This window comes from Streptomyces sp. NPDC002499 (assembly GCF_053595415.1).
This window is the reverse complement of the sequence record NZ_JBSFXO010000014.1, coordinates 116,814-138,060: the sequence shown is the minus strand read 5'-3', so window position 1 is coordinate 138,060 and position 21,247 is coordinate 116,814. Positions and strand designations below refer to the sequence as shown.

The following is a 21,247-nucleotide window of genomic DNA, read 5'->3' as shown; positions in this document are numbered from 1 at the left end:
CCCGGGGGGTGTTCAGTCGGAGGCGGGGAGGGGTTTGGCGGCCTTGAGGGTCATGGGGACGCCGTCGCAGGCGAGTTCGCCGGTGCCGGGGCTGGTGCACAGCAGTTCCAGGGACCCTTCGGCGTCGACGTAGCGCTTGCCGAGGAGGGTGACCGGTGCGGCGCCGGTCGCGGGCCCGGGTGGTGCGGTGGCGGCGGGGACCATGGGGGCGCCGCCGCAGGTCAGGGCCGGCCGGTGGTCGGCCGGGGCGCGGACGACGACCACCCGGGTGGTGCACACCGTGCTCGCGAGCTGGTCACCTGGGCGCAGCGTCGGTGCTGGTGAGGTCATGGTTCAGGTCCCTTTCACGCAGGCGGTCGGCGAGCACGGCGAGGTCGTAGGACTGGCGGGCCATCCAGAACCGCAGGAAGCCGGTGAGGGAGTAGCGCAGGAACAGCGCGGCGCCCACGACGGTGGCCGCGATCCCACCGAGGCCGAGGGCCAGGGCGTCGCGCTGGTCGAGGGGGTTCTGGGTGGTGTGCGACAGGAGGTAGGCGGAGAGGGCCAGCACCAGTCCGAGGGCCATCAGGGTGCCGCCGAGGCGCAGCCAGAGGCCGGCCCGGGCGGCGGCCGGGTCCGGGATCCTGAGGTCGGCGAGTTCGCGGACGAAGCGGTCCGCCCGCGATTCGCCGTCCTGGGCCCGGGAGGTGCCGCCCTGGGCGCGTGGCTCGCCGTTCTGGGCGTGTGGCTCGGTGGGTGTCATGCGGAACTCCCCAGGTAGAGGGCGGACAGTTCGTCGCGCAGCCCGCCGTCGGGGCGGCCCTGGCGTTCGATGCGGCCCCGGACCAGGACGGCCGCGTGGTCGGCGATGCCGAGGACAGCGGACGCGAACTGCTCGACGACCAGGACGGCCACGCCCTGCCGGGCGATCTCGGCGACCTGCTCGTAGAGCCGGGAGACCACCAACGGGGCGAGTCCCATGGAGAGTTCGTCGAGGAGCAGCACGGCGGGGTCGGTGGCCAGGCCGCGGGCGAGGGCGAGCATCTGCTGTTCGCCGCCGGAGAGGGTGCCCGCCGCCTGGTGCGCGCGCTGTCCGAGGACGGGGAAGCGGGCGAAGGCGATCTCCTCGATCTGTTCGCGGGTGCGGCCGGTGAACGTCATCATCAGGAGGTTGTCGCGGACGGAGAGGTTGGGGAACACCCCGCGTCCCTCGGGGATCAGGCAGACCCCGGCGCGGGCGAGGTCGCGCGGGTCGGCGCCGGTCACCTCCCTTCCGCCCAGCAGGAGTTGGCCGGACCGGGCGGGGTGCAGGCCGGCGGCGACGCGCAGGGTGGTGGTCTTGCCGGCGCCGTTGGGGCCGAGCAGTGCCACGACCTGTCCGGCGCCGACGGTGAGGTCGACGCCGTGCAGGACGGTGATGCCCTCGTGGGCGGCGCGCATCCCGCGCAGTTCGAGCAGAGCGTTCACACGTCCCCCAGATAGGCGGCCAGCACGGTCTCGTCGTGGCGGATCAGGTCGGGCGGGCCGACCGCGATGACCTTGCCGAGGTCGAGCACGTAGACCTCGTCGCACACGCCCATGACCAGCCCCATGTCGTGCTCGACCAGGACGACCGCGGTGCCGTCCGCGGCGAGCGCGCGCAGCAGGGCCGCGAACCGCTCGGTCTCCTCGCCGTCCTGCCCGGCGGCGGGCTCGTCCAGGAGCAGCAGACCGGGGCGTACGGCGAGGGCGCGGCCGACCTCGACGAGGCGGGCGACGCCGGTGGGCAGGTTGTCGGCGCAGGTGTCGGCGACGGCCGACAGGCCCAGCCGGTCGAGCAGTTCGTCGGTCACCCGGTCGGCCCGGCGCCGTTCGGGGCCGAGTTCCGCGGCGACGAGGAGGTTGTCCCGGACGCTCAACCGGCCGAAGAGTTCCAGGCGTTGGAAGGTGCGGGCCAGTCCGTGCCGGCAGCGCCGGGCGGGCCCGAGCCGGGTCACGTCGCGCCCGCCCAGGACGACCCGGCCCGCCGAGGGCCTGCGCAGCCCCGAGACCACGTCGAACAGGGTGCTCTTTCCCGCCCCGTTGGGCCCGATGAGCCCGGTGACCCGGCCGCGCTCGGCGCTCATGCCGACGCCGTCCAGGGCGCGGTTGCCGCCGAAGGCGACGGTCACGCCACTAACCTCCAGCAGTGCCACGGGTCAGCACCTCCCCGTCCTGCGCGCGCCAGGGACGTCGTACGCCCCACCACTCGACGGGTACGTCCGCCTCGGCCTTGGGCGCCTGACGTGCGGCGGCCCAGGCACGCAGCGTCGAGGCCACGACCAGCGAACCGATCAGGAACGTCCAGCCGTTGATCACGTCGGTCAGTCGCAGCACCCAGCCCAGCGCCAGGACCGCGAGGAGCGTCGACAGGGCGATCCGGTCGCGGCCCAGTGGGTTCCACTCGCGGCGGAAGCGGGAGACCAGGCCCTCTGGGTTGTGGCCGAGGCCCATGCCGGCCAGGGCGGGCAGCACGGTGACGATGTTCTGCGTCCAGGAGGCCAGGCCGATGAGGATGTTCGGGCCGATGTAGGCGGTCCCGGCGAACAGGCCGTTGCCGACCGCGCCGAGGCCGCCGATGACGGCGACCAGGAAGATCGGCAGTCCGGCGACGAGGTTGAACTGCTCGGCGGTGATGGACCGTTGCTGCATCCCGTAGAGCGCGCCGCCGAGTCCCGCGATGCCGGCGGACAGCGCGAACACGAGGACCTTGGTCACCAGCAGGTTGCCGCCGAGCGTGGCGTACGCGGCCTCGCTGTCGCGCAGGGCGATCAGCCGCCGGCCGAAGCCGCCGCGGCGCAGCCGGGCGACGGCGAGCGAGGCGAGGCCGAGGCAGACGGCGGCGAGGACCATGAGGTCGGCCGCCGAGTCCAGTCGTAGGCCGAGGAGTTGGGGTCCCGCCATCTCCACCGAGCCCTGGTCGAAGAGGGAGATGTGCACTCCGGCGAGGTCGAAGGCGGGCAGAGTGAAGATCCACCGGTCCAGGACCACGGCGACCGCGGCCGTGCCCAGGGCCAGATAGACGCCCGAGAACCGCAGTGCGGGCACCGCGATCAGCGCTCCGACGGCGGCGGACACGGCGATCGCGGCGGCCAGCGCCCACAGTTGGCCGTGGCCGCCGAGGTGGCCCCAGACGACCGCGCCGATGCCGGCCATGCTGAGCTGGCACAGGGAGATCTGTCCCGCGTACCCGGCCAGCGGTACGTACGACAGGGCGACGATGCCGAGCGAGAAGATCGGCCCGTACGTCACGAGGTCGGACTCGTCGAGTACGGAGGCGAGGACGACCGCGAACAGGACGGTCGAGGCGGCGAAGACGAGGGTGCCGCGCGGGCTCGGCGCGGGTACCTGCACCAACCGCCGGTCGCGGCCGCGCAGTCGGGGGTGCGGGAAGCAGAGCAGGGCGAGGAAGAGGAGCAGGGCGGGGGCGGCGAGGCGCAGGCCCGGCAGGTAGTCGTTCTGCGGGAGGTAGCCGGTCAGATAGCTCTCCAGGCAGCCGACGACGACGGCGCCGACGAACGTGAACGGCAGGCTGCGCAGCTTGCCGAAGACGGCCGCGGTGTAGGCGCTGACGATCAGCAGGGAGAGCTGGGAGGCGTCCAGGGCGACCGTCGGGGCGATCAGGATGCCGCCGATCGCGGCGAGTTGGGTGCCGAGGATCCACGCGACGCGGCTGGCTCTCACCGGGTCGGCGCCGGTGAGCTGCACGAGGGCCCGGTCGTCGACGGTGGCGCGCATCTCGGCGCCGGTGCGGGTGCGGTTGAGCACGAACCACAGGCCGGCGGCGACCAGCACGGCGACGGTCATGGTGAGTGCCTGGTGCCAGGTGACGGTCGCCGGACCGATGTGGAAGGGCTCGCGGTCGGCGAAGAACACGGAGAGCGGGCGCGGGACGTTGGGGTCCCAGATCCAGCGGGCGGCGGCGATGGCGCCGCTGAGCAGCGCCACCGTCATCACCAGCCGTTCGGCCTCGCCGAGCCGTTGCACGGGCCGCATCAGGACGCGTTCGACGGCGAGGCCGAAGCCGGGGGCGAGCACCAGCAGGACGAGGACCAGGGCGACCGGCACGGGCCAGCCCCAGCCTACGGTGAACTGCCAGTAGCAGAACGCCGCCAGCATGCCGGCCGCCCCGTGCGCGAAGTTGAACACGCCGGTGGTGACGTAGGTCAGGACCAGCCCGCTGCCGATCACCGCGTAGATGGCGGCGGTGCTCAGGCCGACGATCCCGAAGGTGAGGAACTGCTCCATCAGGTCACGTCACTTCACGTCGCTCATGCTCTTGCCGACGTCGGCGAGGGTGAGGGGCTTGCCGTAGTCGCCCTTGAACTCGTAGGCGGGCTCGTCGCAGCGGTAGGCGCCGTCGTTGGGCGCGAAGTCGGCGGGCTCCCAGCCCTTCGACGTGGCCTTCTCGATGTTGAAGCAGGTCAGTGGCGCGTCCGGCTTCGACAGGTCGACGGGGGCCAGGAGCCCGCCACCGGTCCACGCACTCTCCTTGCGGGCCGCCTCGTAGACGCAGGTGCGGGTCAGCTTGTCGCCGCAGGAGGCCGCCGCCTTGGCGAACAGCAGCCAGGCCGCGAAGCCGCGCGTGCCGGGCAGGGTGATCTGCGCCTTGGGGGCGTACTGCTTGTAGAGGGCGACGAGTTGCTCGGTCGCCGGGTTGTCCGCGGCCTTCTCCAGCGGGTGGACCCCGCTGAGATCGGCGAGGTTGTTCTGGTAGTCCAGGGACTTGCCGGCGAGTTGGAGGAAGGCGGAGTTGTAGGCGTTGTTGTTGGCGTCGATCCAGTCGAGCTTGTAGTCCATGCCGGTGAGGATCTGTTCCAGCTTGGACAGGCTCGCGAAGTCCCCCAGGAAGACGAGGCCCTTGACGCCCTTGCTCTTGATGGACTGCGCGTAGGGCGTCCAGTCGGAGACCCCGGCCGCCGGGTAGAGGTCGTGGTACGTGATCTTCGCGCCGGCGGCCTTGAGGCTCTCCTGGGCCCTGGCGTCGATGACCTTGCTGACCGAGGCGTCGCCCGCGATGGTGCCGACGGCTCCCGCGGACTCGGGGTAGGCGGTCTTGAGCAGCCACTGGTAGTAGCCGGGGTAGCGGTCGTAGGAGGCGCCGCCGGTCTCGTTGAGCTGGAGGTCGGAGCCCTGGTTCTGGATCTGGCTGACCTGGGCGGGGAAGTCGGGCAGCAGACACTTCAGCCGGTCCTGCACACCGAGGGCGTCCAGCGCGGACCCGCCGCCGACGAGTGCGAAGTCCGCCTTGCAGGCCTCCAGCATCCGCTGGCGGACCTCCATCAGCTTGGAGTCGCGAGTGGTGGCGACCAGCTTGCGGCCGTTGATGCCGCCCGCCGCGTTGCACCAGGACGTGAACACCTTGGCGGTGTCGACGAATTCGGAGTTCTTGGTGAAGCCGACGTCGGAGAAGACACCGACGTCGATGGAGTCGGCGGTGACGCCCTGGGCGGTCGCGCTCTTCGCGTCGCCGGGGCCGCACACGTTCTTCAGGTCGCCGAAGTCGCCGGTCGTCGCCTGCTGGGCGGCCTTGGTGGGCGACGCGTCGCTGTCGCTCTCGTCGCCGGCACTGTCGTGGCCGCCGCACCCGGCCACGGCGAGCAGCGCGCTCACCGCGAACGCGACGGGGATTGCCTTGACTCTCACAGGTGGTGCCTCCTCGGTGGTGTCCCCGAACTGCCGATCTCCCCGAACCGCCGATCTCTCTGAACCGCCGGTGACCTCGAACTGCCGTGCGGACGAGGGGCGTTACCGCTCCACCACGGCGAAGGTCTTGAGCTCCAGGAACTCCTCCAGGCCCGCCACACCCATCTCCCGGCCGATGCCGGACTGCTTGAAGCCGCCGAACGGGGCGTCGGCGGCGAAGTAGTTGCCCCCGTTGATGCTGAAGGTGCCGCTGCGGATCCGCCGGGCCACGGCGGTCGCCCGCTCGTCGTCGGCGCCGAGCACCGCGCCGGACAGCCCGTACACCGAGTCGTTGGCGATCCGGACGGCGTCGTCCTCGTCCTCGTAGGGGATGACGGCGAGCACCGGTCCGAAGACCTCCTCCTGGGCGATCTCGGCGCGGGGGTCGACGGCCGCGAGCAGCGTCGGCTCGTAGAAGAAGCCCTCGCGGTCGGCCGGTCGGCCGCCGGTGACCAGGCGGGCCCCGTCGGCGACGGCGCGTTCGACCATGGCGTGCACCTTGGTGCGCTGCTTCTCGCTGATCAGGGGGCCCATGTGGGTGGCCGGGTCACCGGGGTCGCCGTACTTGACCTTGCCGAGCATGGCGGCGACCAGGCCGACCATCTCGTCGTGCTGGTCGCGCGGGACGAGGAGCCGGGAGGTGAGCGCGCAGCCCTGTCCGGAGTGGGAGCAGATGGTGAACGCGGCGAAGATCGCGGCGTTCGCGAGGTCGGCGTCGTCCAGCACGATCATGGCCGACTTGCCGCCGAGCTCCAGGAAGACCCGCTTCAGGGTGCCCGCGGCGGCGGCCATGATCGCCTTGCCGACCGGGGTCGACCCGGTGAAGGTGACCATGTCGATGTCGGGGTGCGTGGTGAGAAGTTGGCCGGTCTCGGGCCCGGCGGAGGTGAGGATGTTGACGACGCCCGCGGGGATGTCGGTCCGCTCGGCGATGATCCGGCCGAGCGCGAGGGTCGTCCACGGGGTGTCCGGGGCGCCTTTGAGTACGACGGTGCAGCCCGCGGCCAGAGCGGGGGCGAGCTTGGCGAGGGCGAGCTGGTTGGGGAAGTTGTACGGCAGGATCGCGGCGACCGCTCCGGCCGCCTCCTTCTCCACCCAACGGCGGTGGCGCCCGCCGCGGATCTCGGCGATGCCCAACTCCTCCTGGAACGCGTAGCCTTCGAGCAGGTCGGCGTAGTACCTGACCATCTCGATCGGCTCGTCGAGCTGTGCCCCGCGGGTCAGCTGGCGGGGTGCTCCGACCTCCGCGATGGTCAACTCCCGTAGATCCTCGCGGTGTTCGTGCAGCGCGTCGTAGAGCTGGCGCAGGCAGCGCAGCCGCAGATCGCGGTCGCGCATCCAGTCGGTCGTGTCGAACGCGCGGCGCGCGGCCGCGACGGCCGTCTCGACATGGCCGGTCCCCGCGTCGGATGCCGTCCCCAGCACCTTCCCGGTGGACGGATCGACGGTCTCGAAGGTGCGCCCCGCGTGCACGAGTTCCCCGTCGATCAACAGCCGGTCCTCATGGAAAAGACTCACGGCTCCCCATCTCTTCTGGGTGTCTCTGGTCCTGCCTCGGTCCTGTCTTGCGGTCCTGCCTTGTCACGGCCCTGCCTGCGGTGGAAAGTAGCTTCTCACTAGAGGAGAAGCAACCTGTCGCGCAGGAGAATTAGGCATTCACACAAGAGGGGGAGGAATCATGCCCGGTCAACGCAGGGGGACCGCCATCGCCATGTCCGAGGAGGAGCGGGACGCCTTTCTGCGCTCCCAGCCCGTCTGCCGCGTCGCCACCGTGGGCCCCGGCGGACATCCGCACGCCGGCGCCCTGTGGTTCGTCTGGGACGGCACGGCCCTGTGGCTCAACTCGCTGACCCGCAGCCGGCGCTGGAGCGACCTGGGCCGCGACCCGCGCGTGAGCGTGCTGGTCGACGACGGCGGCTTCGACTTCCTGCGGCTGCGCGGCGTCGAGCTGCTGGGCAGCGCGGAGGTCGTCGGCGAGGTCCCCCGCAAGGGTGTGCCGACACCCGAACTCGACTCCCCCGAGCGGCTCTTCGCGGACAAGTACTCGGGCGGCGGCGACTTCCGCTACGACGGCCGGCACGGCTGGCTGCGCCTGCGCCCGGAGAAGATCGTCAGTTGGGACTTCGGCAAGCTGCGCGCCTGACGGTTGACGCCACCGCCCACCCGATGAAAACCTGACACTCACGATGCGAGAATCTAATTCTCACCGGTTGTGCTTCTCGCGATTCTCACCAGGACACCGACGTCGAGGGAGTCCGCATGCCGCCTCGCCTGCCCCCACTGCCCGACGACGAGTGGGACGAGCGGACGCGCGAGGCGCTGGCCGCCCTGCTCCCCCGCCCCATGCGTAACGCGGAGGGGGCGGGCAACGCCCTCTCCGTCCTGGCCCGCCACCCCGAACTGACCTCGCGCTTCCTGCCGTTCAGCACCTACGTCCTGATGCGCTCGACGCTGCCGCCGCGCCTGCGCGAGCTGGTGGTCCTACGTGTCGCCAAGCGCCGGAACTGCGCGTACGAGTGGGCCCATCACCAACATCTCGCCCAGGAGGCCGGGCTGACCGAGGCCGAGATCGAGGCGGCCGGGCAGGGCAAGGCGGCCGAGCCGCTGGACGCCCTGGTCCTCACCGCCGTGGACGAGTTGGAGGACGACTCCGACCTGTCGGACGGCACGTGGGCCGGGCTCGCCGAGCACCTCGACGAACAGCAGCGGATGGACCTGGTGTTCACCGTGGGGGCGTACGCCCTGATGTCCATGGCCTTCAACACCTTCGGCATCCGCCCCGAGGACGACGCGCGCGAACGTGCGGAGAGAATGAGGGCCCGTGACCACTGACCACGCCACCGCCGACCATGCGCGGAACTCCGCCGGCGACCAGGTGCGGGACATCACCGACGACCTCGTGGGGATCGAGCAGCTCCTCGCCCGCTACGCGGTGACCATCACCCGCGGCGACATGGACGGACTCCTCGCGGTCTTCACCCCCGACGGCACCTACAGCGCCTTCGGCGACACCTACCCCCTGGCCGACTTCCCGGATCTGGTCGCCGCCGCGCCCAAGGGCCTGTTCCTCACGGGCACACCCGCCGTCGAGCTGAACGGCGACACGGCGACCGGCACCCAACCGCTGTGCTTCGTCGACCAGTCCACGCACGACATGCGGATCGGCTACTACAACGACACCTATGTACGGACGCCGGAGGGCTGGCGGCTGCGGACGCGTGCCATGACGTTCATCCGGCGCAGCGGGGCCCACGACTCGGGGCGCCCGCACGCCTTCCGGCGTCCCGTCGTATGAGCGACTTCCCGACCACCGCGAACTTCCGCGCCGCGCTGCGGACTTGGCTCGACGAACACGACCTGTCCCCCGGCCCCGAACACTCCCTGGACGCGCAGGTCGCGCAGTTGGAGCGGGTGCGGCGGGCGCTGTTCGACGCGGGCTGGATGCGGTACGGCTGGCCCGAGGAGGTCGGCGGGCTCGGCGGACCGGCCGTGTTCCGGGCGGTGCTGGGCGAGGAGGTGGCCACGCGCGGCCTCGCCGAGCCCGGCATCTACTCCATGGTCGAGGTCCTCACCCCGACCCTGATCTCGTACGCCCGTCCCGAACTCGCCGCCGAAATGGTGCCGTTGCTGCTCGGCGGCCGGGAGCAGTGGTGCCAGGGCTTCTCCGAACCGGGCTCCGGCAGTGACCTCGCGTCCCTGACCACGCGCGCCGTACCCCGCGAGGACGGCGCCTGGGTGGTCACGGGCCAGAAGGTCTGGACGAGCCTGGCGCAGTACGCGGCCCGCTGTGTCCTGCTCACGCGCACCGCACCCGGCCACGACGGCATCACCGCCTTCTTCGTCGACATGGCCACCCCGGGCATCACGGTCCGCCCGCTGCGCACGATGCACGGCGTCGACGAGTTCGCGGAGGTCTTCCTCGACGACGTGGTGGTGCCCGCCGACCGGATGCTCGGCCGCCCCGGCGACGGCTGGCGCCTGGCCATGGACCTGCTCCCGCACGAGCGCTCGACCTGCTTCTGGCACCGCGTAGCCCATCTCTACACGCGCCTGGACCGACTGCTCACCGAAACGGACACCCTGGACGACGCGGCCCTCGGCGCCGCGTATCTCGCCCTCCACACCGTCCGCTGTCGCTCGCACGCGACCCAGCGCCGGTTGGCGGCGGGCGCGCGGCTCGGCCCGGAGACCTCCGTGGACAAGGTGCTGCTCGCCACGGCGGAACAGCGGCTGTTCGACACGGCACGGGACCTGCTGCCGGGCACGCTGGAGCTGACCGACTCGCCGTGGCGCTCGGAGTACCTCTACTCCCGCGCGGCGACCATCTACGGCGGTACCGCCGAGATCCAGCGCAACATCATCGCCCGCCGGCTGCTCGACCTGGGGAGGGAGTGACCGTGGACCCCGCCGAGGTGGAACTGCTGTCCGAGACACTCCGCAAGACGATGACCACGACGACGCCGGGCCCCGCACTCGACGCGGCGCTGGCCGATCTGGGCTGGGACGAGCTGCTGGCGGAGTTCCCCAGGGTGGCGATTACGGGGGTGTTCCGGCTGCTGGGTGAGACGGGGGCGCATGCGTCGGTGCTCGTCGACGTGGTGGGTGCGGAGACGCTGCCGTACGCGGGTGGTCGGTGGGTGGTGTGGTCGCGGGACGGTGCGGCTTCCGGCTCGGGGCTCGACGAGGCACTGCCGTTGCGGCTGGCCGACCCCGGTGCGGCCGGTACGGAGGGCCCCCTCCCGGCGGAGCGACTCGCCGCGGGCCGCCGTGCCGTCGGCTGGTGGTTGCTCGGCACCGGGCGGGCGATGCTCGGCCTGGCCCGGACGCATGTCCTGGACCGGGTGCAGTTCGGCCGACCCCTCGCGTCCTTCCAGGCCGTACGGCACCGGCTCGCGGAGACGCTCGTCGCGCTGGAGGGCGCCGAGGCGACCCTCGTCGCCGCCGCCGATCCGCTCGGCTCGCTGCTGGCCAAGGCCGCGGCCGGCGAGGCGGCGCTGACCGCCGCCCGGCACTGTCAGCAGGTGCTGGGCGGCATCGGATTCACCGCCGAGCACCCGCTGCACCGGCATGTCCGGCGGGCCCTGGTCCTGGACGGGTTGCTGGGCAGCGCGCGGGAGCTGACGCGGGAGGCCGGGGCGGTGCTCCGGGCGGAGGGCTCGGCGCCCCGGTCGGTTCAGCTGTGAGGTGTCCCGTCGGCTCGGCTGAGCGGTGTCCCGCCGCTCACCAGGGCAGGGGCCCCTTGGCGTCGAAGTAGCCGCCGGTCGGTCCGTCCGGGCCGACCTGGGCCATGCGGACGATGATCTCGGCGCCCTGCTCGACGGTCTGCGTCCCCGTGTTGCCGTTGAGGTCCGTCTTGGTGAAGCCGGGCTCCACTGCGTTGATCCGGATCTCCGGGAACGCCTTCGCGTACTGCACGGTGATCATGTTGACCGCGGCCTTGGACGACGGGTAGGCGACGCCGAGGTAGAAGGCGGCGGGCGACTCCGGGTCGGCGAGGGTCGAGATGGAGGCCAGGCCGCTGCTGAGGTTGACCACGACGGGCGCGGCCGAGCGGCGCAGCATCGGCAGGAACGCGCGCGTGACGCGTACGACGCCGAAGACGTTCGTCTCGAACAGGGTGCGCATCTGGTCGGCGGTGACGTCGGCCGGGCCGATGATCACGTTGTTCTCGCCGCGGCCCTCGATGCCCGCGTTGTTGATCAGGACGTCGAGCCCGCCGTCCGCCTCGACGGCCTTGGCCGCGGCCTCGACGGAGGTGTCGTCGGTGACGTCGAGCTGGACGAACCGCGCGCCCAGCTGTTCGGCGGCCCGGCGCCCGCGGGTCGCGTCGCGGCTGCCGATGTACACAGTGTGACCTGCGGCGATGAGCTGGCGGGCGGCCTCGAAGCCGAGGCCCTTGTTCGCTCCGGTGATGAGTGTTGTCGTCATGTCCTCCAGCGTGCGGCGCGGCGGCGCGGTCAGCCAGACGTACCTGCTTCCTGGGACTGCGGGTACCAGGCACGGGCGCGGCGGACGGTGTTCACTGGACGACATGACGGCGACGGAACTGGGGCAGGCACTGCGCCGCTGGCGCGACCGGGTCTCCCCCGAGTCCGCCGGGCTGCCGGCCGGCGGACATCGACGCGCGGCCGGGCTGCGGCGCGAGGAGCTGGCGCTGCTGGCGGGCATCTCGGCGGACTACATCACGCGCCTGGAACAGGGCCGGTCGACCAACCCGTCGGCGCAGGTCGTCGAGGCGTTCGCCCGCGCGCTGCGGCTGTCGGGGGACGAGCGGGCGTTCCTGTTCCGGCTGGCAGGCCTGGTGCCGCCGGGCCCGGAGACGGTTCCCGCGTACATCACCCCGAGCGTCCAGCGTCTGCTGGACCGGCTGGTCACCACCCCGGTCGGCGTCTACGACGCGGGCTGGACCCTGCTGCTCGCCAACCCCATGTACGCGGCGCTGATGGGCGACCCGTCGGGCCGGCGCGGCTTCGAACGCAACGGGGTCTGGCGCAACTTCCTCGGCCCCGGTTCCCGGGTCCGGCACACCCCGAGGGAGCTGGCGGACTTCCAGACCGCCATCGTCTCGGAATTGCGCGCGGCGACCGTCCGCTATCCCGCCGATCCCCAACTACAGCGCCTCGTCACGGAGTTGCGTACCCACAGTCCCCGCTTCGCCGAACTGTGGGAGTCGGGTGCCGTCGCCCGCAACGAGGGTTCACGCAAGGTCGTCGACCATCCGCAGGTGGGCACCCTCACCCTCGACTGCGACATCCTCAACGTCTCGGGCAACGACCTGCACCTGATGATCTACACGGCGGAACCGGGCACCGAGGACGCGGAGAAGCTGGCGCTGCTCGGCGTTCTGGGGACCCAGAGCCTGGTGGGCTAGTCAACTCGGGCTGCGGCGCACCCCTTTACTCATGTGGCTCAGCGGAGCTTCTCCTTCATCTCGTCCAGCTTCGCCAGGATCGGATAGCCGCTGACGCTCAACGCGTTGCCGTGACCGGTCTGGTGGACGTCGAAGACCGACTGGATCGCCGCATAGAAACCCTGCACGTCCTGGGTCTGGTTGACGGCCCGCTTGGCCTGGCGGAGGCCGAAGGACGGCATCTTGGCGATCTGCTCGGCCAGTTCACGGGCTTCGGCATCCAACTGGTCCCGTGGAACGACCTTGTTGACCATGCCCACCCGTTCAGCCTCCTCCGCGGTCAGGGGCCGGCCCGTGAAGAGGATCTCCTTGGCCTTGCGCGGACCCAACTCCCAGGTGTGGCCGTGGTATTCGACCCCGCCGATGCCCATCGTGACGACGGGGTCGGAGAAAAGGGCGTCCTCGGCGGCCACGATCAGGTCGCAGGGCCAGCACAGCATCAGCCCGCCCGCGATGCAGCGCCCCTGGACGGCGGCGATCGACGGCTTCGGGACGTTGCGCCAGCGCAGCGTGTACTCCAGGTACCGGCGGTTCTCGGCCCGGTAGATCCACTCCAGGGTGATCTCGTTCGGGGCCGGCCAGCGGTCCTTGAGGTCGTGTCCGGCCGAGAAGTGTCTGCCCTCGGCGCGCAGCACGATCACCTTCACGTCCTCGTCCTCGGCGGCCCGCGTCCAGGCGGTGTCGAGTTCGTCGAGCAGCGCCGCGTTCTGGGCGTTGGCGACCTCGGGCCGGTTCAGGGTGAGGGTCGCGATGCGGTCCTTGGTCTCGTACAGGATGTGCACGGCGGCTCCTCAGCGTCGGGGCAGACCGAGCACGCGCTCGGCGATGATCGTGCGCTGGATCTCGGACGTGCCGCCGGCGATGGTGCCGCCGAAGCTGCGGGCGTACCGGTGGAACCAGCTGGCGGAGTTGTCGTCGAAACTCATGTGGTGGTACGGCGCGGTCGGCGCCGGATGGTCGAGACCGTCGGGTCCGCTCGCCTCCAGGACTCGTTCCAGGGCGCGTTGGGAGGCCTCCGAACCCAGCACCTTCAGCACGGACAGGGCCGGTACGTCCTGTTCGCCGCGGGCGGCCCGGGCCAGCGCCGCCGAGCCGAGCAGGCGCAGCGCCTGGAGGTCCATGACGAGGGTGGCGTACCAGTCCTTCTCCAGCGCGTCGGTGGGCGTGAAGTCCCGCAGGACGTCGCCCATGCGCTCGGCCTCGCCCAGCCACATCAGCGTGCGCTCGTGTCCGAGCGAGCCGTTGGCCACCCGCCAGCCCTGATTGAGCGGTCCGAGGAGGTTCTCGGCGGGCACGTGGACGTCCTCGAAGAACACCTCGTTGAAGTCCGTGTCGTCGCGTCCGGTGTAGGAGGCGAAGGGGCGGCGTGTCACGCCGGGTGTGTCGGTGGGGATCACCAGCACGCTGATGCCCTTGTGCTTGGGGGCGTCGGGGTCGGTGCGGACGAAGGTGAGGAGCACGTCGGCGTCGTGCGCGCCGGACGTCCACACCTTCTGCCCGTCGACCACGAAGTGATCACCCGTCAACTCGGCCCGGGTGCGCAGGGATGCGAGGTCCGACCCGGCACCCGGTTCGCTCATGCCGAGCGCGGCGGTGATCTCGGCGCGCAGGATGGGCACGGCCCATCGGTGCTTCTGCTCGTGGGTGCCGAAGGAGAGCAGCGAGGCGGCGATGATGCCGACGCCCTGCGGATTGAAGCTGTGGCAGATTCGACGCCGGGACAGCTCTTCGAGATGGACGTACTGCTGGATGACGCTCGCGTCGCGTCCGCCGAACTCGGGGGAGTTGCCCGGCAGGAGCCACCCCTCGTCGAACTGCAGTCGCTGCCAGCGGGCGGCCCATTCGGGGACGTGTCCGGTGGAGCGGGAGCGCTCGGTGGCCTCCGCCTCCGTGGGGAGGTTGGCCGCCAGGAACTCCGCGAACTCGGCGCGGAAGGCCTCGACTTCGGGGTCAAAGGTCAGTCGCATGGAACTCCTCGGCTATCCGCGCCCGGTGGGCGGCGGCGCCGCCGAGCATCAACTCGCCCGCCTTGGCCCGCTTGATCGCGAACTGCAGGTCGTTCTCCCAGGTGTGACCCATCGCGCCGAACAGCTGCACGGCGTTGCGGAACACCAGCGCCTGGCACTCCCCCGCCGCCGCCTTGGCCATCGAGGCGGCCGACCGGCGCCGCGGGTCGTCGGCGGCGATCGTCAGTGCCGCGTAGTAGGCGAGCGCGCGGGCCCGCTCGATCGCCACGTGCATGTCGGCAGCCTTGTGCTGCACGGCCTGGAACGACCCGATGGGGGCGTCGAACTGGTGCCGGGTGCGGGCGTGGTCGAGGACCAGGTCGAGGGCGCGGGCACACGCGCCGACCATGGTCAGGGCCAGTCCGGTGAGCGCGATGTGCCGGGCGGCCTCCGGATCGGCGGGGCTGCGGTCCGCCTCGGTGACCCGGACGCCCGGGAAGGTGACCTCGGCGATGTGCAGGACGGGATCGAGGACGGCGGTGCGTACGGCGGTCACCTCACCCGCGGGTACGACGAAGACGCCCGCTTCGGTGACCACGGCGAACCGCTCGGCACGGTCGCCGTCCAGCACGTGCCGTGCGGTGCCCTCCAGCAGCCAGCCGCCGTCGGCGGGACGGGAGGTGACTCCGGCGTGGACGGCGGCACCGGGGCTGCCCGAGGCGCCGAACCCCGGTGCGAGCGGGGCGAATTGGGTCAGCGTCGCCAGGTACGGCGTCGGGTCGGTGGCCCGGCCCAGCTCCTCCAGGACGATCGCCAGCTCGACCAGATCCGCCGGATCGGTCAGCTCCGTCCAGCCGAGATCGGCGTAGACCTGCCAGAGCGGACCGGGGTCGGCTCCGGCGTCGGCGACGGCACGCACCAGCGTCGGCGGGCACTCCTTGAGCACGGCCTTGTGCACCGTGTCCCGCCACAGCCGCTGTTCGGCGTCGAACTCAAACAGCATCCGACCCTCCGGGATTGAGAATGAGATTCTCTCTCTAGGCAATTAACAGTCTCCCCCACCCACCCTGAGGTGTCCAGCCTGGACACAGGCTCCTTGTCGATAGACTGCAGTAATGTTCTCCCCATGGCACAGAAGGCGGACCAGCCCGTGAGCACCCCCAGTGAGGAACCGGCCTGGAAGCAGCGCGCGGTCGAGCGCTCCACCCAGGCGGCGAAACGTCGGGCCGAGCAGAGGGTCGAACGGTTCCTCGACGCGGCGCAGGCGATCATGGCGGAGAAGGGCACGACGGACTTCACCGTGCAGGAGGTCGTCGACCGGTCCCGCCAGTCGTTGCGGAGCTTCTATCAGCACTTCGACGGGAAGCACGAGTTGCTGCTCGCGCTGTTCGAGGACGCGATGAGCAAGTCCGCGGAGCACCTTCGCACCATCGCGGCCGAGGAGTCCGACCCGTTGGACCGGGTGCGGGTCGTCGTCCAGGAACTGTTCGAGAGTTCGCGCCCCGACCCGTCCGGCAAGCAGCGCCCGCTGTTCACGGACTTCGCGCTGCGCCTGCTGGTCTCGCACCCGGCCGAGATGCGGGTCGCGAACGCGCCGCTGCTCGCGCTGTTCACCGAACTGATGACGGCCCTCGAAGAGGCCGACCTGCTGCGCGAGGGCTTCAAGGCCCGCCGGGTGGCCGCGCTGACCATGCAGACCGTCATGTTCAACGCGCAGTCCAGCGGCCAGGAGGGATCCCACCCGCTCACCGCGGAGGAGATCTGGGACTTCGTCGCCAACGGGTTCACGCGCGACTGAGTTCGGCCGAGCTCGACCAAGGGACGCCGACCGTCTTGACGTCGAAACATGAGAACACCATTCTCACACTCGAAAATATCGCTTACGCTCAAGGCCATGCCGCTTGCCTTGAGTGAACTCTGGGACGACCTGCTCGCCTGCCTCGATCTGCGGGCACACGCTTCGGACGCGCCCCTCGTCTACGAGGGGCGCAACCAACTACTGGGCTACCACCGGGTGTTCGGCGGCCAGCTGCTGGCTCAGTTCGTCCGGGCCGCCCAGCTCGCCTGTCCGACCAAGGCCGTCAAGTCGCTGCACGTCCTCTTCGCGCGGGCGGGCCGACCCGAGGAACCGGTCCGCTACGAGGTGGACCGCCATCACGACGGCGGGTCCTTCGCCGCACTGACGATCGTGGCCCGGCAGCAGAAAGGCGTGGTCGCCACCGCGTCGGTGTCGCTGCACGTCCCGGAGGACGGCCCCGCCCACCAGTCGGTCGACCCCGTCCCCACCCTGCCCGGCCCGGAGCAGCGCACGGAGTTCGACCTGCTGCCCTGGGAGACGCGGACGGCCGCCGACCTGGACTCCCCACTCTCCGAGACATCCGAGTTCGAGCTGTGGATGCGCACCCCTGCGGCCGAGCCCCGACTGGCGCCCGCCCTCACGGCGTACGCCACCGACCTCACCCTCATCGGGACCGCGCTGCGCCCGCTCGCCGGCATGACCCAGCACGACTCCGGTAAGGCGTTCACCTCCGCCGTCACCGCGCACACGGTCTGGTTCCACCGCCCGTTCCGCGCCGCGGACTGGCTGCTGTTGCGCCAGCACAGCCCGGTGTTCGCGCACGGCCGCTGCTTCGGCCGGGGCGATGTCCTGACCGAGGACGGCACGCTGGTCGCGTCCTACGCGCAGGAGGCGTTGCTGCGTTTCACGCCGGCGGAGCCGTCGGAGGAGCGATGACGACGTACCGGGTCGTCCAGTGGGCCACCGGCACGATCGGGGCCCGCTCGCTGCGTGCCGTCGTCGAACACCCCGGGTTGAGCCTGGCCGGGGTATACGTCCGCTCACCGGAGAAGGCAGGGCTGGACGCCGGGGAACTGTGCGGGCTCGGCTCGACCGGCGTGACGGCCACGCGGGACATCGAGGACGTCGTGGGGCTCGGCGCGGACTGCGTGCTGTACATGCCCCTCCAGTGCGACCTCGACGAGGTGTGCCGGTTGCTGGAGTCGGGCGCGAACGTCGTGACCACGCGCGGCGAGTTCCATCATCCGGGGAGCATGGATCCCGAGGAACGCAAACGGGTCGAGGCCGCGTGCGAGCGCGGCGGTACCTCGATCCACAGCACGGGCAGCAGCCCCGGGTTCATCACGGAAGCGGTACCGCTGGTGCTCACGTCGATAGCGCGCCGCGTCGATGCGCTGACCGTCGACGAGTATGCCGATCTCTCCCAACGCCCCTCCCCCGAGCTGCTGTTCGGCGTGATGGGCTTCGGTGTCGCACCGGCCGAGTTCGCCGAGGAGCGGTTGTCGCGGGCGCGGACCAGCTTCGGTCCGTCGCTGCGGCTGATCGCGGACGCGCTGTCGTTGCGGCTCGATTCGCTGGAGGCGAGCGGAGAGTTGGCGACCGCCCGGCGCCGAGTCCGCATCGCGGCGGGCGAGTTGGCGCCGGGGACGGTCGCCGCGCAACGGCTGACGGTCGCCGGGATGCGCGACGGTCACCCGTTGCTGCGGTTCCGCGCCACCTGGTACTGCACCACCGACCTCGACCCGGCCTGGGAGGTGGGCGACACGGGCTGGCACGTCTCCGTCGCGGGCGACGCGCCGCTCGAGGTCAGCCTGCGGCTGCCGGTGCCGCTCGACCGCATGGCCGAGGTGTCGCCGTCGTACACGGCCAACAGGGCGGTGAACGCGGTGCCGTTGGTCTGTGCGGCGGCCCCTGGGATCCGGACGACGCTGGATCTTCCTCAGGTGACGGCGACGTTGGGGTAAACGGTCTTGGGGTGAGGCGCGGGCTGGATCGGGGCGTTCCAGAGCACACGAACGCCCCTCCATCTCCTCGACCCCCTCTACGGGGCGGCCACCTCGATCACCATCGCCGACCCCATCCCCCCGCCCGCGCACATCGACGCGACCCCGATTCCGCCGCCCCGGCGCCGCAGTTCATGCACGAGCGTGACCAGCATGCGGGCGCCCGTGGCGGCGACGGGGTGGCCGAGGGAGCAGCCGCTGCCGTTGACGTTCAACCGGTCCGGGTCGAGGTCGAGGAGGCGGACGGCGGCGACGGCCACGGAGGCGAAGGCCTCGTTGATCTCGTACAGGTCGACGTCGGCGGCCGAAAGGCCCGCGCGGGCCAGCGCCTTGGGGATCACCTTGACCGGTGCGAGCCCGGTCTCCGCGGGGTCGACGCCGACGGACGCCCAGGAACGGACGGTGGCCAGTACGGGCAGCCCCTCCGCGGCCGCCATGCTGTCGCTCGCGACGACCAGGGCCGCCGCACCGTCGTTGCCGCCGCAGGCGTTGCCCGCGGTGATGCTGAAGCCCTCGATCTCCGGGTGCAGCGGCTTGAGCGCGGCCAGCTTCTCCAACGACGTGTCGCGGCGCGGGTGTTCGTCCACCGAGAAGGTGCCGCCGGCGATCTCGACGGGGACGAGTTCGGCGTCGAAGCGGCCCTCGTCGATGGCGCGGACGGCGTTGCGGTGCGAGCGCAGCGCCCAGGCGTCCATGTCGGCGCGGGAGATGTCCGCCCGTTGGGCGACGTTCCAGCCGATGGTGATCGACATGTCGTTGTTGGGGGCGTCCGGGCGGTCGGGATGGGTGGGCGGCATCCAGGGCTCGACCCACTCGCCGTCGATCCGGAAGGCGGACTTCGGCGCGGTGGAGGCGGAGTTGACGCCACCGGCGATGACGAGTTCGTCCATGCCGGCGCGGATGCTCGCCGCGGCCCCCGCGACGGCGGACAGACCGGCGGCGCAGTGCCGGTTCAGTGCCTGGCCGGGGACAGCGGTCAGCCCGGTGGTCAGGGCGGCGTGCCGGGCCAGCACACCACCGCCGTAGAGACCCTCGCCGAGGATCACGTCGTCGACGCGGTCCGGGTCGAGCCCCTCCACCGCGGCACCGACGATGTGGTGGGCCAGGTCGAACGCCGTGGTGGCACGCAGGGTCCCCTTGAACGCGGTGCCGATGGGGGTGCGCAGGGCGGACACGATGACTGCCTCGGGCATGGAGGTCTCCAACTCGGCGGGGCCGGACCAGGATCACATCCGGAATGAGAATGCTACTCTCGCAATCCTAGAACCATGTATGCCTCAGAGGGGAGTCGCGATGCAGGTTCAGGGCACTTCGGCGCTCGTGGTCGGCGGGGCGGGCGGGCTGGGCGAGGCCACGGTCCGCCGACTGCGCGCGGCCGGGGCGGAAGTGGTGGTCGCGGACCTGGCCGACGACAAGGGCAAGGCCCTGGAGGAGGAGCTGGGCATCCGCTACGTGCGCGCGGACGCCACCGACGAGGACGATGTACGCAACGCGATCGACCAGGCCAACTCCCTTGCCCCGCTGCGGATCTCGGTCGACACGCACGGCGGCCCCGCGAGCGGCGGACGCCTGATCGGCCGGGACGGCGAGCCGCTGGACCTCGCCGGGTTCCGCCAGACCATCGACATCTACCTCACCGGCGTCTTCAACGTGCTGCGCCTGGCCGCCGCCGCGATCGCCCGCCACGAACCGCTAGACGCGGACGGCGGCCGCGGTGTCGTCGTCAACACCGCCTCCATCGCCGCGTACGAAGGCCAGATCGGCCAACTCCCCTACGCCGCCGCCAAGGGCGGGGTCGCCGCCATGACCCTGGTCGCCGCGCGCGACCTCTCCCCCCTCGGCATCCGGGTCGTCACCATCGCCCCCGGCACCTTCCTCACCCCGGCCTACGGCAAGGCGGGTGACCAACTGGAGGCCTACTGGGGGCCGCAGGTGCCGCACCCGAGGCGAATGGGCCGCTCCTCCGAATACGCGGCCCTGGTCCAGCACGTCTGCGAGAACGACTACCTCAACGGTGAAGTGATCCGCCTGGACGGGGCGTTGAGGTTCCCGCCGAAGTGACCAGCCGGGTCCGGCCTCAGTCGCCGGCTCCGAAGTGAACCGGCACGCCGACCCTCACCGTCACCCTCTACCGCCCGCCAGTCGCTCGATGCTCTCCCTGAAGTCCTCGGACTGGAATGACAGTTCCTCCGCCGTGGTGGCGTAGTCGAGTGTGGCGAGGACCGCGCGTTCCAGGTGCATGTTGAGGAGGCGTTTGGTGCTCTCGGCGGCCTGGCGGGGCAGTCCGGCGATGCGTTTGGCGCAGGCCATGGCCTCGGCTAGGGGGTCGGTGACCACGTGGTTGGCGAGACCCAGGGCGACGGCCTTCTCGGCCGGGATGCGGGCGCCGGTGAGGGCGTACTCCTTGGCGAGGAGCAGGCTGGTGTGCAGCGGCCAGGTGAGCGGGCCGCCGTCGGCCGCGACCAGGCCGACCTGGACGTGCGGGTCGGCGAGGTAGGCGGACTCGGCCATGTAGACGACGTCGCTGAGGGCGACCAGGCTGCAACCGAGGCCCACGGCAGGGCCGTTGACGGCGGCGACGACGGGGACACGGCAGCGGACCATGCCGAGGACCAGGTCGCGGCCGTGCGCGATGGTCCGGGAGCGCAGGTCGGCGTCGCGTCTGATCTCGTCGAGGTAGGTGAAGTCACCGCCCGCGGAGAAGGCCTTGCCCGCGCCGGTGAGCACGGCCGCGCGGGCGTCCCGGTCGTCGGCGAGGCGCGGCCAGAGGTGGGCCAGGCCGGTGTGGAGCGGGTCGTTGACGGCGTTGTAGGCGTCGGGCCGGTTCAGGGTGATGATTCGCAGCGAACCGTCCGCGCGGACGTCGATCTCCTCCGGCATGCCGTACATGTTCTGACCGTCCGTCATG

The 21,247-nt window shown here is 71.3% G+C and carries 23 protein-coding genes; 10 read left to right on the top strand and 13 right to left on the bottom strand.

What is annotated here, in order from left to right; translation table 11 throughout:
• Positions 1–12: 12 nt before the first annotated feature.
• The 7 genes from ACWD5F_RS35720 to ACWD5F_RS35690 all read right to left on the bottom strand — a co-directional run bounded on the left by ACWD5F_RS35720 (position 13) and on the right by ACWD5F_RS35690 (position 7,200).
• Entirely contained in the window at positions 13–330 is a 318-nt protein-coding gene (locus ACWD5F_RS35720; RefSeq protein WP_451260468.1) for a hypothetical protein, read from the bottom strand.
• On the bottom strand, positions 296–742 hold the full coding sequence (locus ACWD5F_RS35715; RefSeq protein ID WP_451260467.1) for a hypothetical protein: 447 nt from the start codon (positions 740–742) through the stop codon (positions 296–298). Before ACWD5F_RS35715 ends, ACWD5F_RS35720 begins: the two co-directional genes overlap by 35 nt.
• The gene (locus tag ACWD5F_RS35710) at positions 739–1,446 is read right to left on the bottom strand and encodes an ABC transporter ATP-binding protein (RefSeq protein WP_450352849.1); all 708 of its coding nucleotides are present in this window, start codon (positions 1,444–1,446) and stop codon (positions 739–741) included. Before ACWD5F_RS35710 ends, ACWD5F_RS35715 begins: the two co-directional genes overlap by 4 nt.
• Positions 1,443–2,153: an ABC transporter ATP-binding protein gene (locus tag ACWD5F_RS35705; RefSeq protein ID WP_451260466.1), complete on the bottom strand. Its 711-nt coding sequence runs from the start codon at positions 2,151–2,153 to the stop codon at positions 1,443–1,445. Before ACWD5F_RS35705 ends, ACWD5F_RS35710 begins: the two co-directional genes overlap by 4 nt.
• The gene (locus ACWD5F_RS35700) at positions 2,134–4,245 is read right to left on the bottom strand and encodes a branched-chain amino acid ABC transporter permease (protein ID WP_451260465.1); all 2,112 of its coding nucleotides are present in this window, start codon (positions 4,243–4,245) and stop codon (positions 2,134–2,136) included. Before ACWD5F_RS35700 ends, ACWD5F_RS35705 begins: the two co-directional genes overlap by 20 nt.
• Positions 4,246–4,254: 9 nt before the next feature.
• Positions 4,255–5,643, bottom strand: coding sequence for an ABC transporter substrate-binding protein (locus ACWD5F_RS35695; protein WP_451260464.1), 1,389 nt, complete (start codon positions 5,641–5,643; stop codon positions 4,255–4,257).
• 102 nt (positions 5,644–5,745) lie between these two features.
• Positions 5,746–7,200 (bottom strand): aldehyde dehydrogenase family protein, encoded by a 1,455-nt coding sequence (locus ACWD5F_RS35690; protein WP_451260463.1) that lies wholly within the window; start codon positions 7,198–7,200, stop codon positions 5,746–5,748.
• 160 nt (positions 7,201–7,360) lie between these two features.
• Between ACWD5F_RS35690 and ACWD5F_RS35685 the strand changes: the two genes are divergently transcribed.
• The 5 genes from ACWD5F_RS35685 to ACWD5F_RS35665 all read left to right on the top strand — a co-directional run bounded on the left by ACWD5F_RS35685 (position 7,361) and on the right by ACWD5F_RS35665 (position 10,865).
• Positions 7,361–7,825 carry a pyridoxamine 5'-phosphate oxidase family protein gene (locus ACWD5F_RS35685; protein WP_451260462.1) on the top strand — a complete coding sequence of 155 codons (465 nt, stop codon included), beginning with the start codon at positions 7,361–7,363 and terminating at the stop codon, positions 7,823–7,825.
• A gap of 116 nt (positions 7,826–7,941) precedes the next feature.
• Positions 7,942–8,514, top strand: coding sequence for a carboxymuconolactone decarboxylase family protein (locus ACWD5F_RS35680; protein WP_451260461.1), 573 nt, complete (start codon positions 7,942–7,944; stop codon positions 8,512–8,514).
• Entirely contained in the window at positions 8,504–8,977 is a 474-nt protein-coding gene (locus tag ACWD5F_RS35675; RefSeq protein WP_451260460.1) for a nuclear transport factor 2 family protein, read from the top strand. Before ACWD5F_RS35680 ends, ACWD5F_RS35675 begins: the two co-directional genes overlap by 11 nt.
• Positions 8,974–10,077, top strand: coding sequence for an acyl-CoA dehydrogenase family protein (locus tag ACWD5F_RS35670; protein ID WP_451260459.1), 1,104 nt, complete (start codon positions 8,974–8,976; stop codon positions 10,075–10,077). Before ACWD5F_RS35675 ends, ACWD5F_RS35670 begins: the two co-directional genes overlap by 4 nt.
• Before the next feature lie 2 nt (positions 10,078–10,079).
• A complete protein-coding gene (locus tag ACWD5F_RS35665) occupies positions 10,080–10,865 on the top strand; it encodes an acyl-CoA dehydrogenase family protein (protein ID WP_451260458.1) in 786 nt (261 codons plus the stop codon).
• A gap of 37 nt (positions 10,866–10,902) precedes the next feature.
• Here ACWD5F_RS35665 and ACWD5F_RS35660 read toward each other — a convergent pair whose 3' ends face one another.
• Positions 10,903–11,610, bottom strand: a complete 708-nt coding sequence (locus ACWD5F_RS35660; protein WP_451260457.1) for an SDR family NAD(P)-dependent oxidoreductase — start codon at positions 11,608–11,610, stop codon at positions 10,903–10,905.
• A 103-nt stretch (positions 11,611–11,713) separates the two neighbouring features.
• On the opposite strand from ACWD5F_RS35660, the gene ACWD5F_RS35655 reads away from it, so the two are divergent.
• Entirely contained in the window at positions 11,714–12,553 is an 840-nt protein-coding gene (locus ACWD5F_RS35655; RefSeq protein WP_451260456.1) for a helix-turn-helix transcriptional regulator, read from the top strand.
• A gap of 38 nt (positions 12,554–12,591) precedes the next feature.
• On the opposite strand, the gene ACWD5F_RS35650 is transcribed toward ACWD5F_RS35655, so the two are convergent.
• The 3 genes from ACWD5F_RS35650 to ACWD5F_RS35640 are packed head-to-tail and all read right to left on the bottom strand — an operon-like array spanning position 12,592 to position 15,541.
• The gene (locus tag ACWD5F_RS35650) at positions 12,592–13,374 is read right to left on the bottom strand and encodes an enoyl-CoA hydratase (RefSeq protein ID WP_451260455.1); all 783 of its coding nucleotides are present in this window, start codon (positions 13,372–13,374) and stop codon (positions 12,592–12,594) included.
• A 9-nt stretch (positions 13,375–13,383) separates the two neighbouring features.
• On the bottom strand, positions 13,384–14,559 hold the full coding sequence (locus ACWD5F_RS35645) for an acyl-CoA dehydrogenase family protein (protein WP_451260454.1): 1,176 nt from the start codon (positions 14,557–14,559) through the stop codon (positions 13,384–13,386).
• Positions 14,543–15,541, bottom strand: coding sequence for an acyl-CoA dehydrogenase family protein (locus ACWD5F_RS35640; RefSeq protein WP_451260453.1), 999 nt, complete (start codon positions 15,539–15,541; stop codon positions 14,543–14,545). The genes ACWD5F_RS35645 and ACWD5F_RS35640 overlap by 17 nt, the downstream gene beginning before the upstream one ends.
• Before the next feature lie 123 nt (positions 15,542–15,664).
• Here ACWD5F_RS35640 and ACWD5F_RS35635 point away from each other — a divergent pair, with 123 nt between their 5' ends.
• The 3 genes from ACWD5F_RS35635 (at position 15,665) to ACWD5F_RS35625 (ending at position 18,300) form a co-directional block, all read left to right on the top strand.
• Complete coding sequence (locus tag ACWD5F_RS35635; protein ID WP_401711206.1) at positions 15,665–16,336, top strand: TetR/AcrR family transcriptional regulator; 672 nt, start codon at positions 15,665–15,667, stop codon at positions 16,334–16,336.
• Positions 16,337–16,432: 96 nt separating this feature from the next.
• On the top strand, positions 16,433–17,272 hold the full coding sequence (locus ACWD5F_RS35630; RefSeq protein ID WP_451260452.1) for an acyl-CoA thioesterase: 840 nt from the start codon (positions 16,433–16,435) through the stop codon (positions 17,270–17,272).
• Positions 17,269–18,300 (top strand): NAD(P)H-dependent amine dehydrogenase family protein, encoded by a 1,032-nt coding sequence (locus ACWD5F_RS35625; protein WP_451260451.1) that lies wholly within the window; start codon positions 17,269–17,271, stop codon positions 18,298–18,300. Before ACWD5F_RS35630 ends, ACWD5F_RS35625 begins: the two co-directional genes overlap by 4 nt.
• Positions 18,301–18,377: 77 nt before the next feature.
• Here the strand turns inward: ACWD5F_RS35625 and ACWD5F_RS35620 are convergent, their stop codons facing one another.
• Positions 18,378–19,532: a thiolase family protein gene (locus ACWD5F_RS35620; RefSeq protein WP_451260450.1), complete on the bottom strand. Its 1,155-nt coding sequence runs from the start codon at positions 19,530–19,532 to the stop codon at positions 18,378–18,380.
• Positions 19,533–19,632: 100 nt separating this feature from the next.
• Between ACWD5F_RS35620 and ACWD5F_RS35615 the strand changes: the two genes are divergently transcribed.
• Positions 19,633–20,400 (top strand): SDR family NAD(P)-dependent oxidoreductase, encoded by a 768-nt coding sequence (locus ACWD5F_RS35615; protein WP_451260449.1) that lies wholly within the window; start codon positions 19,633–19,635, stop codon positions 20,398–20,400.
• Between the two features lie 60 nt (positions 20,401–20,460).
• Here ACWD5F_RS35615 and ACWD5F_RS35610 read toward each other — a convergent pair whose 3' ends face one another.
• Positions 20,461–21,246, bottom strand: a complete 786-nt coding sequence (locus ACWD5F_RS35610) for an enoyl-CoA hydratase/isomerase family protein (protein ID WP_451260448.1) — start codon at positions 21,244–21,246, stop codon at positions 20,461–20,463.
• Position 21,247: the final 1 nt, after the last annotated feature.

Excerpts from the sequence above, each read along its gene's own strand:
- ACWD5F_RS35720 (WP_451260468.1), bottom strand. The coding sequence starts at position 330 with ATGACCTCACCAGCACCGACGCTGCGCCCAGGTGACCAGCTCGCGAGC.
- ACWD5F_RS35715 (WP_451260467.1), bottom strand. The coding sequence starts at position 742 with ATGACACCCACCGAGCCACACGCCCAGAACGGCGAGCCACGCGCCCAG.
- ACWD5F_RS35700 (WP_451260465.1), bottom strand. The coding sequence starts at position 4,245 with ATGGAGCAGTTCCTCACCTTCGGGATCGTCGGCCTGAGCACCGCCGCC.
- ACWD5F_RS35685 (WP_451260462.1), top strand. The coding sequence starts at position 7,361 with ATGCCCGGTCAACGCAGGGGGACCGCCATCGCCATGTCCGAGGAGGAG.
- ACWD5F_RS35680 (WP_451260461.1), top strand. The coding sequence starts at position 7,942 with ATGCCGCCTCGCCTGCCCCCACTGCCCGACGACGAGTGGGACGAGCGG.
- ACWD5F_RS35670 (WP_451260459.1), top strand. The coding sequence starts at position 8,974 with ATGAGCGACTTCCCGACCACCGCGAACTTCCGCGCCGCGCTGCGGACT.
- ACWD5F_RS35660 (WP_451260457.1), bottom strand. The coding sequence starts at position 11,610 with ATGACGACAACACTCATCACCGGAGCGAACAAGGGCCTCGGCTTCGAG.
- ACWD5F_RS35655 (WP_451260456.1), top strand. The coding sequence starts at position 11,714 with ATGACGGCGACGGAACTGGGGCAGGCACTGCGCCGCTGGCGCGACCGG.
- ACWD5F_RS35645 (WP_451260454.1), bottom strand. The coding sequence starts at position 14,559 with ATGCGACTGACCTTTGACCCCGAAGTCGAGGCCTTCCGCGCCGAGTTC.
- ACWD5F_RS35640 (WP_451260453.1), bottom strand. The coding sequence starts at position 15,541 with ATGCTGTTTGAGTTCGACGCCGAACAGCGGCTGTGGCGGGACACGGTG.
- ACWD5F_RS35635 (WP_401711206.1), top strand. The coding sequence starts at position 15,665 with ATGGCACAGAAGGCGGACCAGCCCGTGAGCACCCCCAGTGAGGAACCG.
- ACWD5F_RS35630 (WP_451260452.1), top strand. The coding sequence starts at position 16,433 with ATGCCGCTTGCCTTGAGTGAACTCTGGGACGACCTGCTCGCCTGCCTC.
- ACWD5F_RS35625 (WP_451260451.1), top strand. The coding sequence starts at position 17,269 with ATGACGACGTACCGGGTCGTCCAGTGGGCCACCGGCACGATCGGGGCC.
- ACWD5F_RS35620 (WP_451260450.1), bottom strand. The coding sequence starts at position 19,532 with ATGCCCGAGGCAGTCATCGTGTCCGCCCTGCGCACCCCCATCGGCACC.
- ACWD5F_RS35615 (WP_451260449.1), top strand. The coding sequence starts at position 19,633 with ATGCAGGTTCAGGGCACTTCGGCGCTCGTGGTCGGCGGGGCGGGCGGG.
- ACWD5F_RS35610 (WP_451260448.1), bottom strand. The coding sequence starts at position 21,246 with ATGACGGACGGTCAGAACATGTACGGCATGCCGGAGGAGATCGACGTC.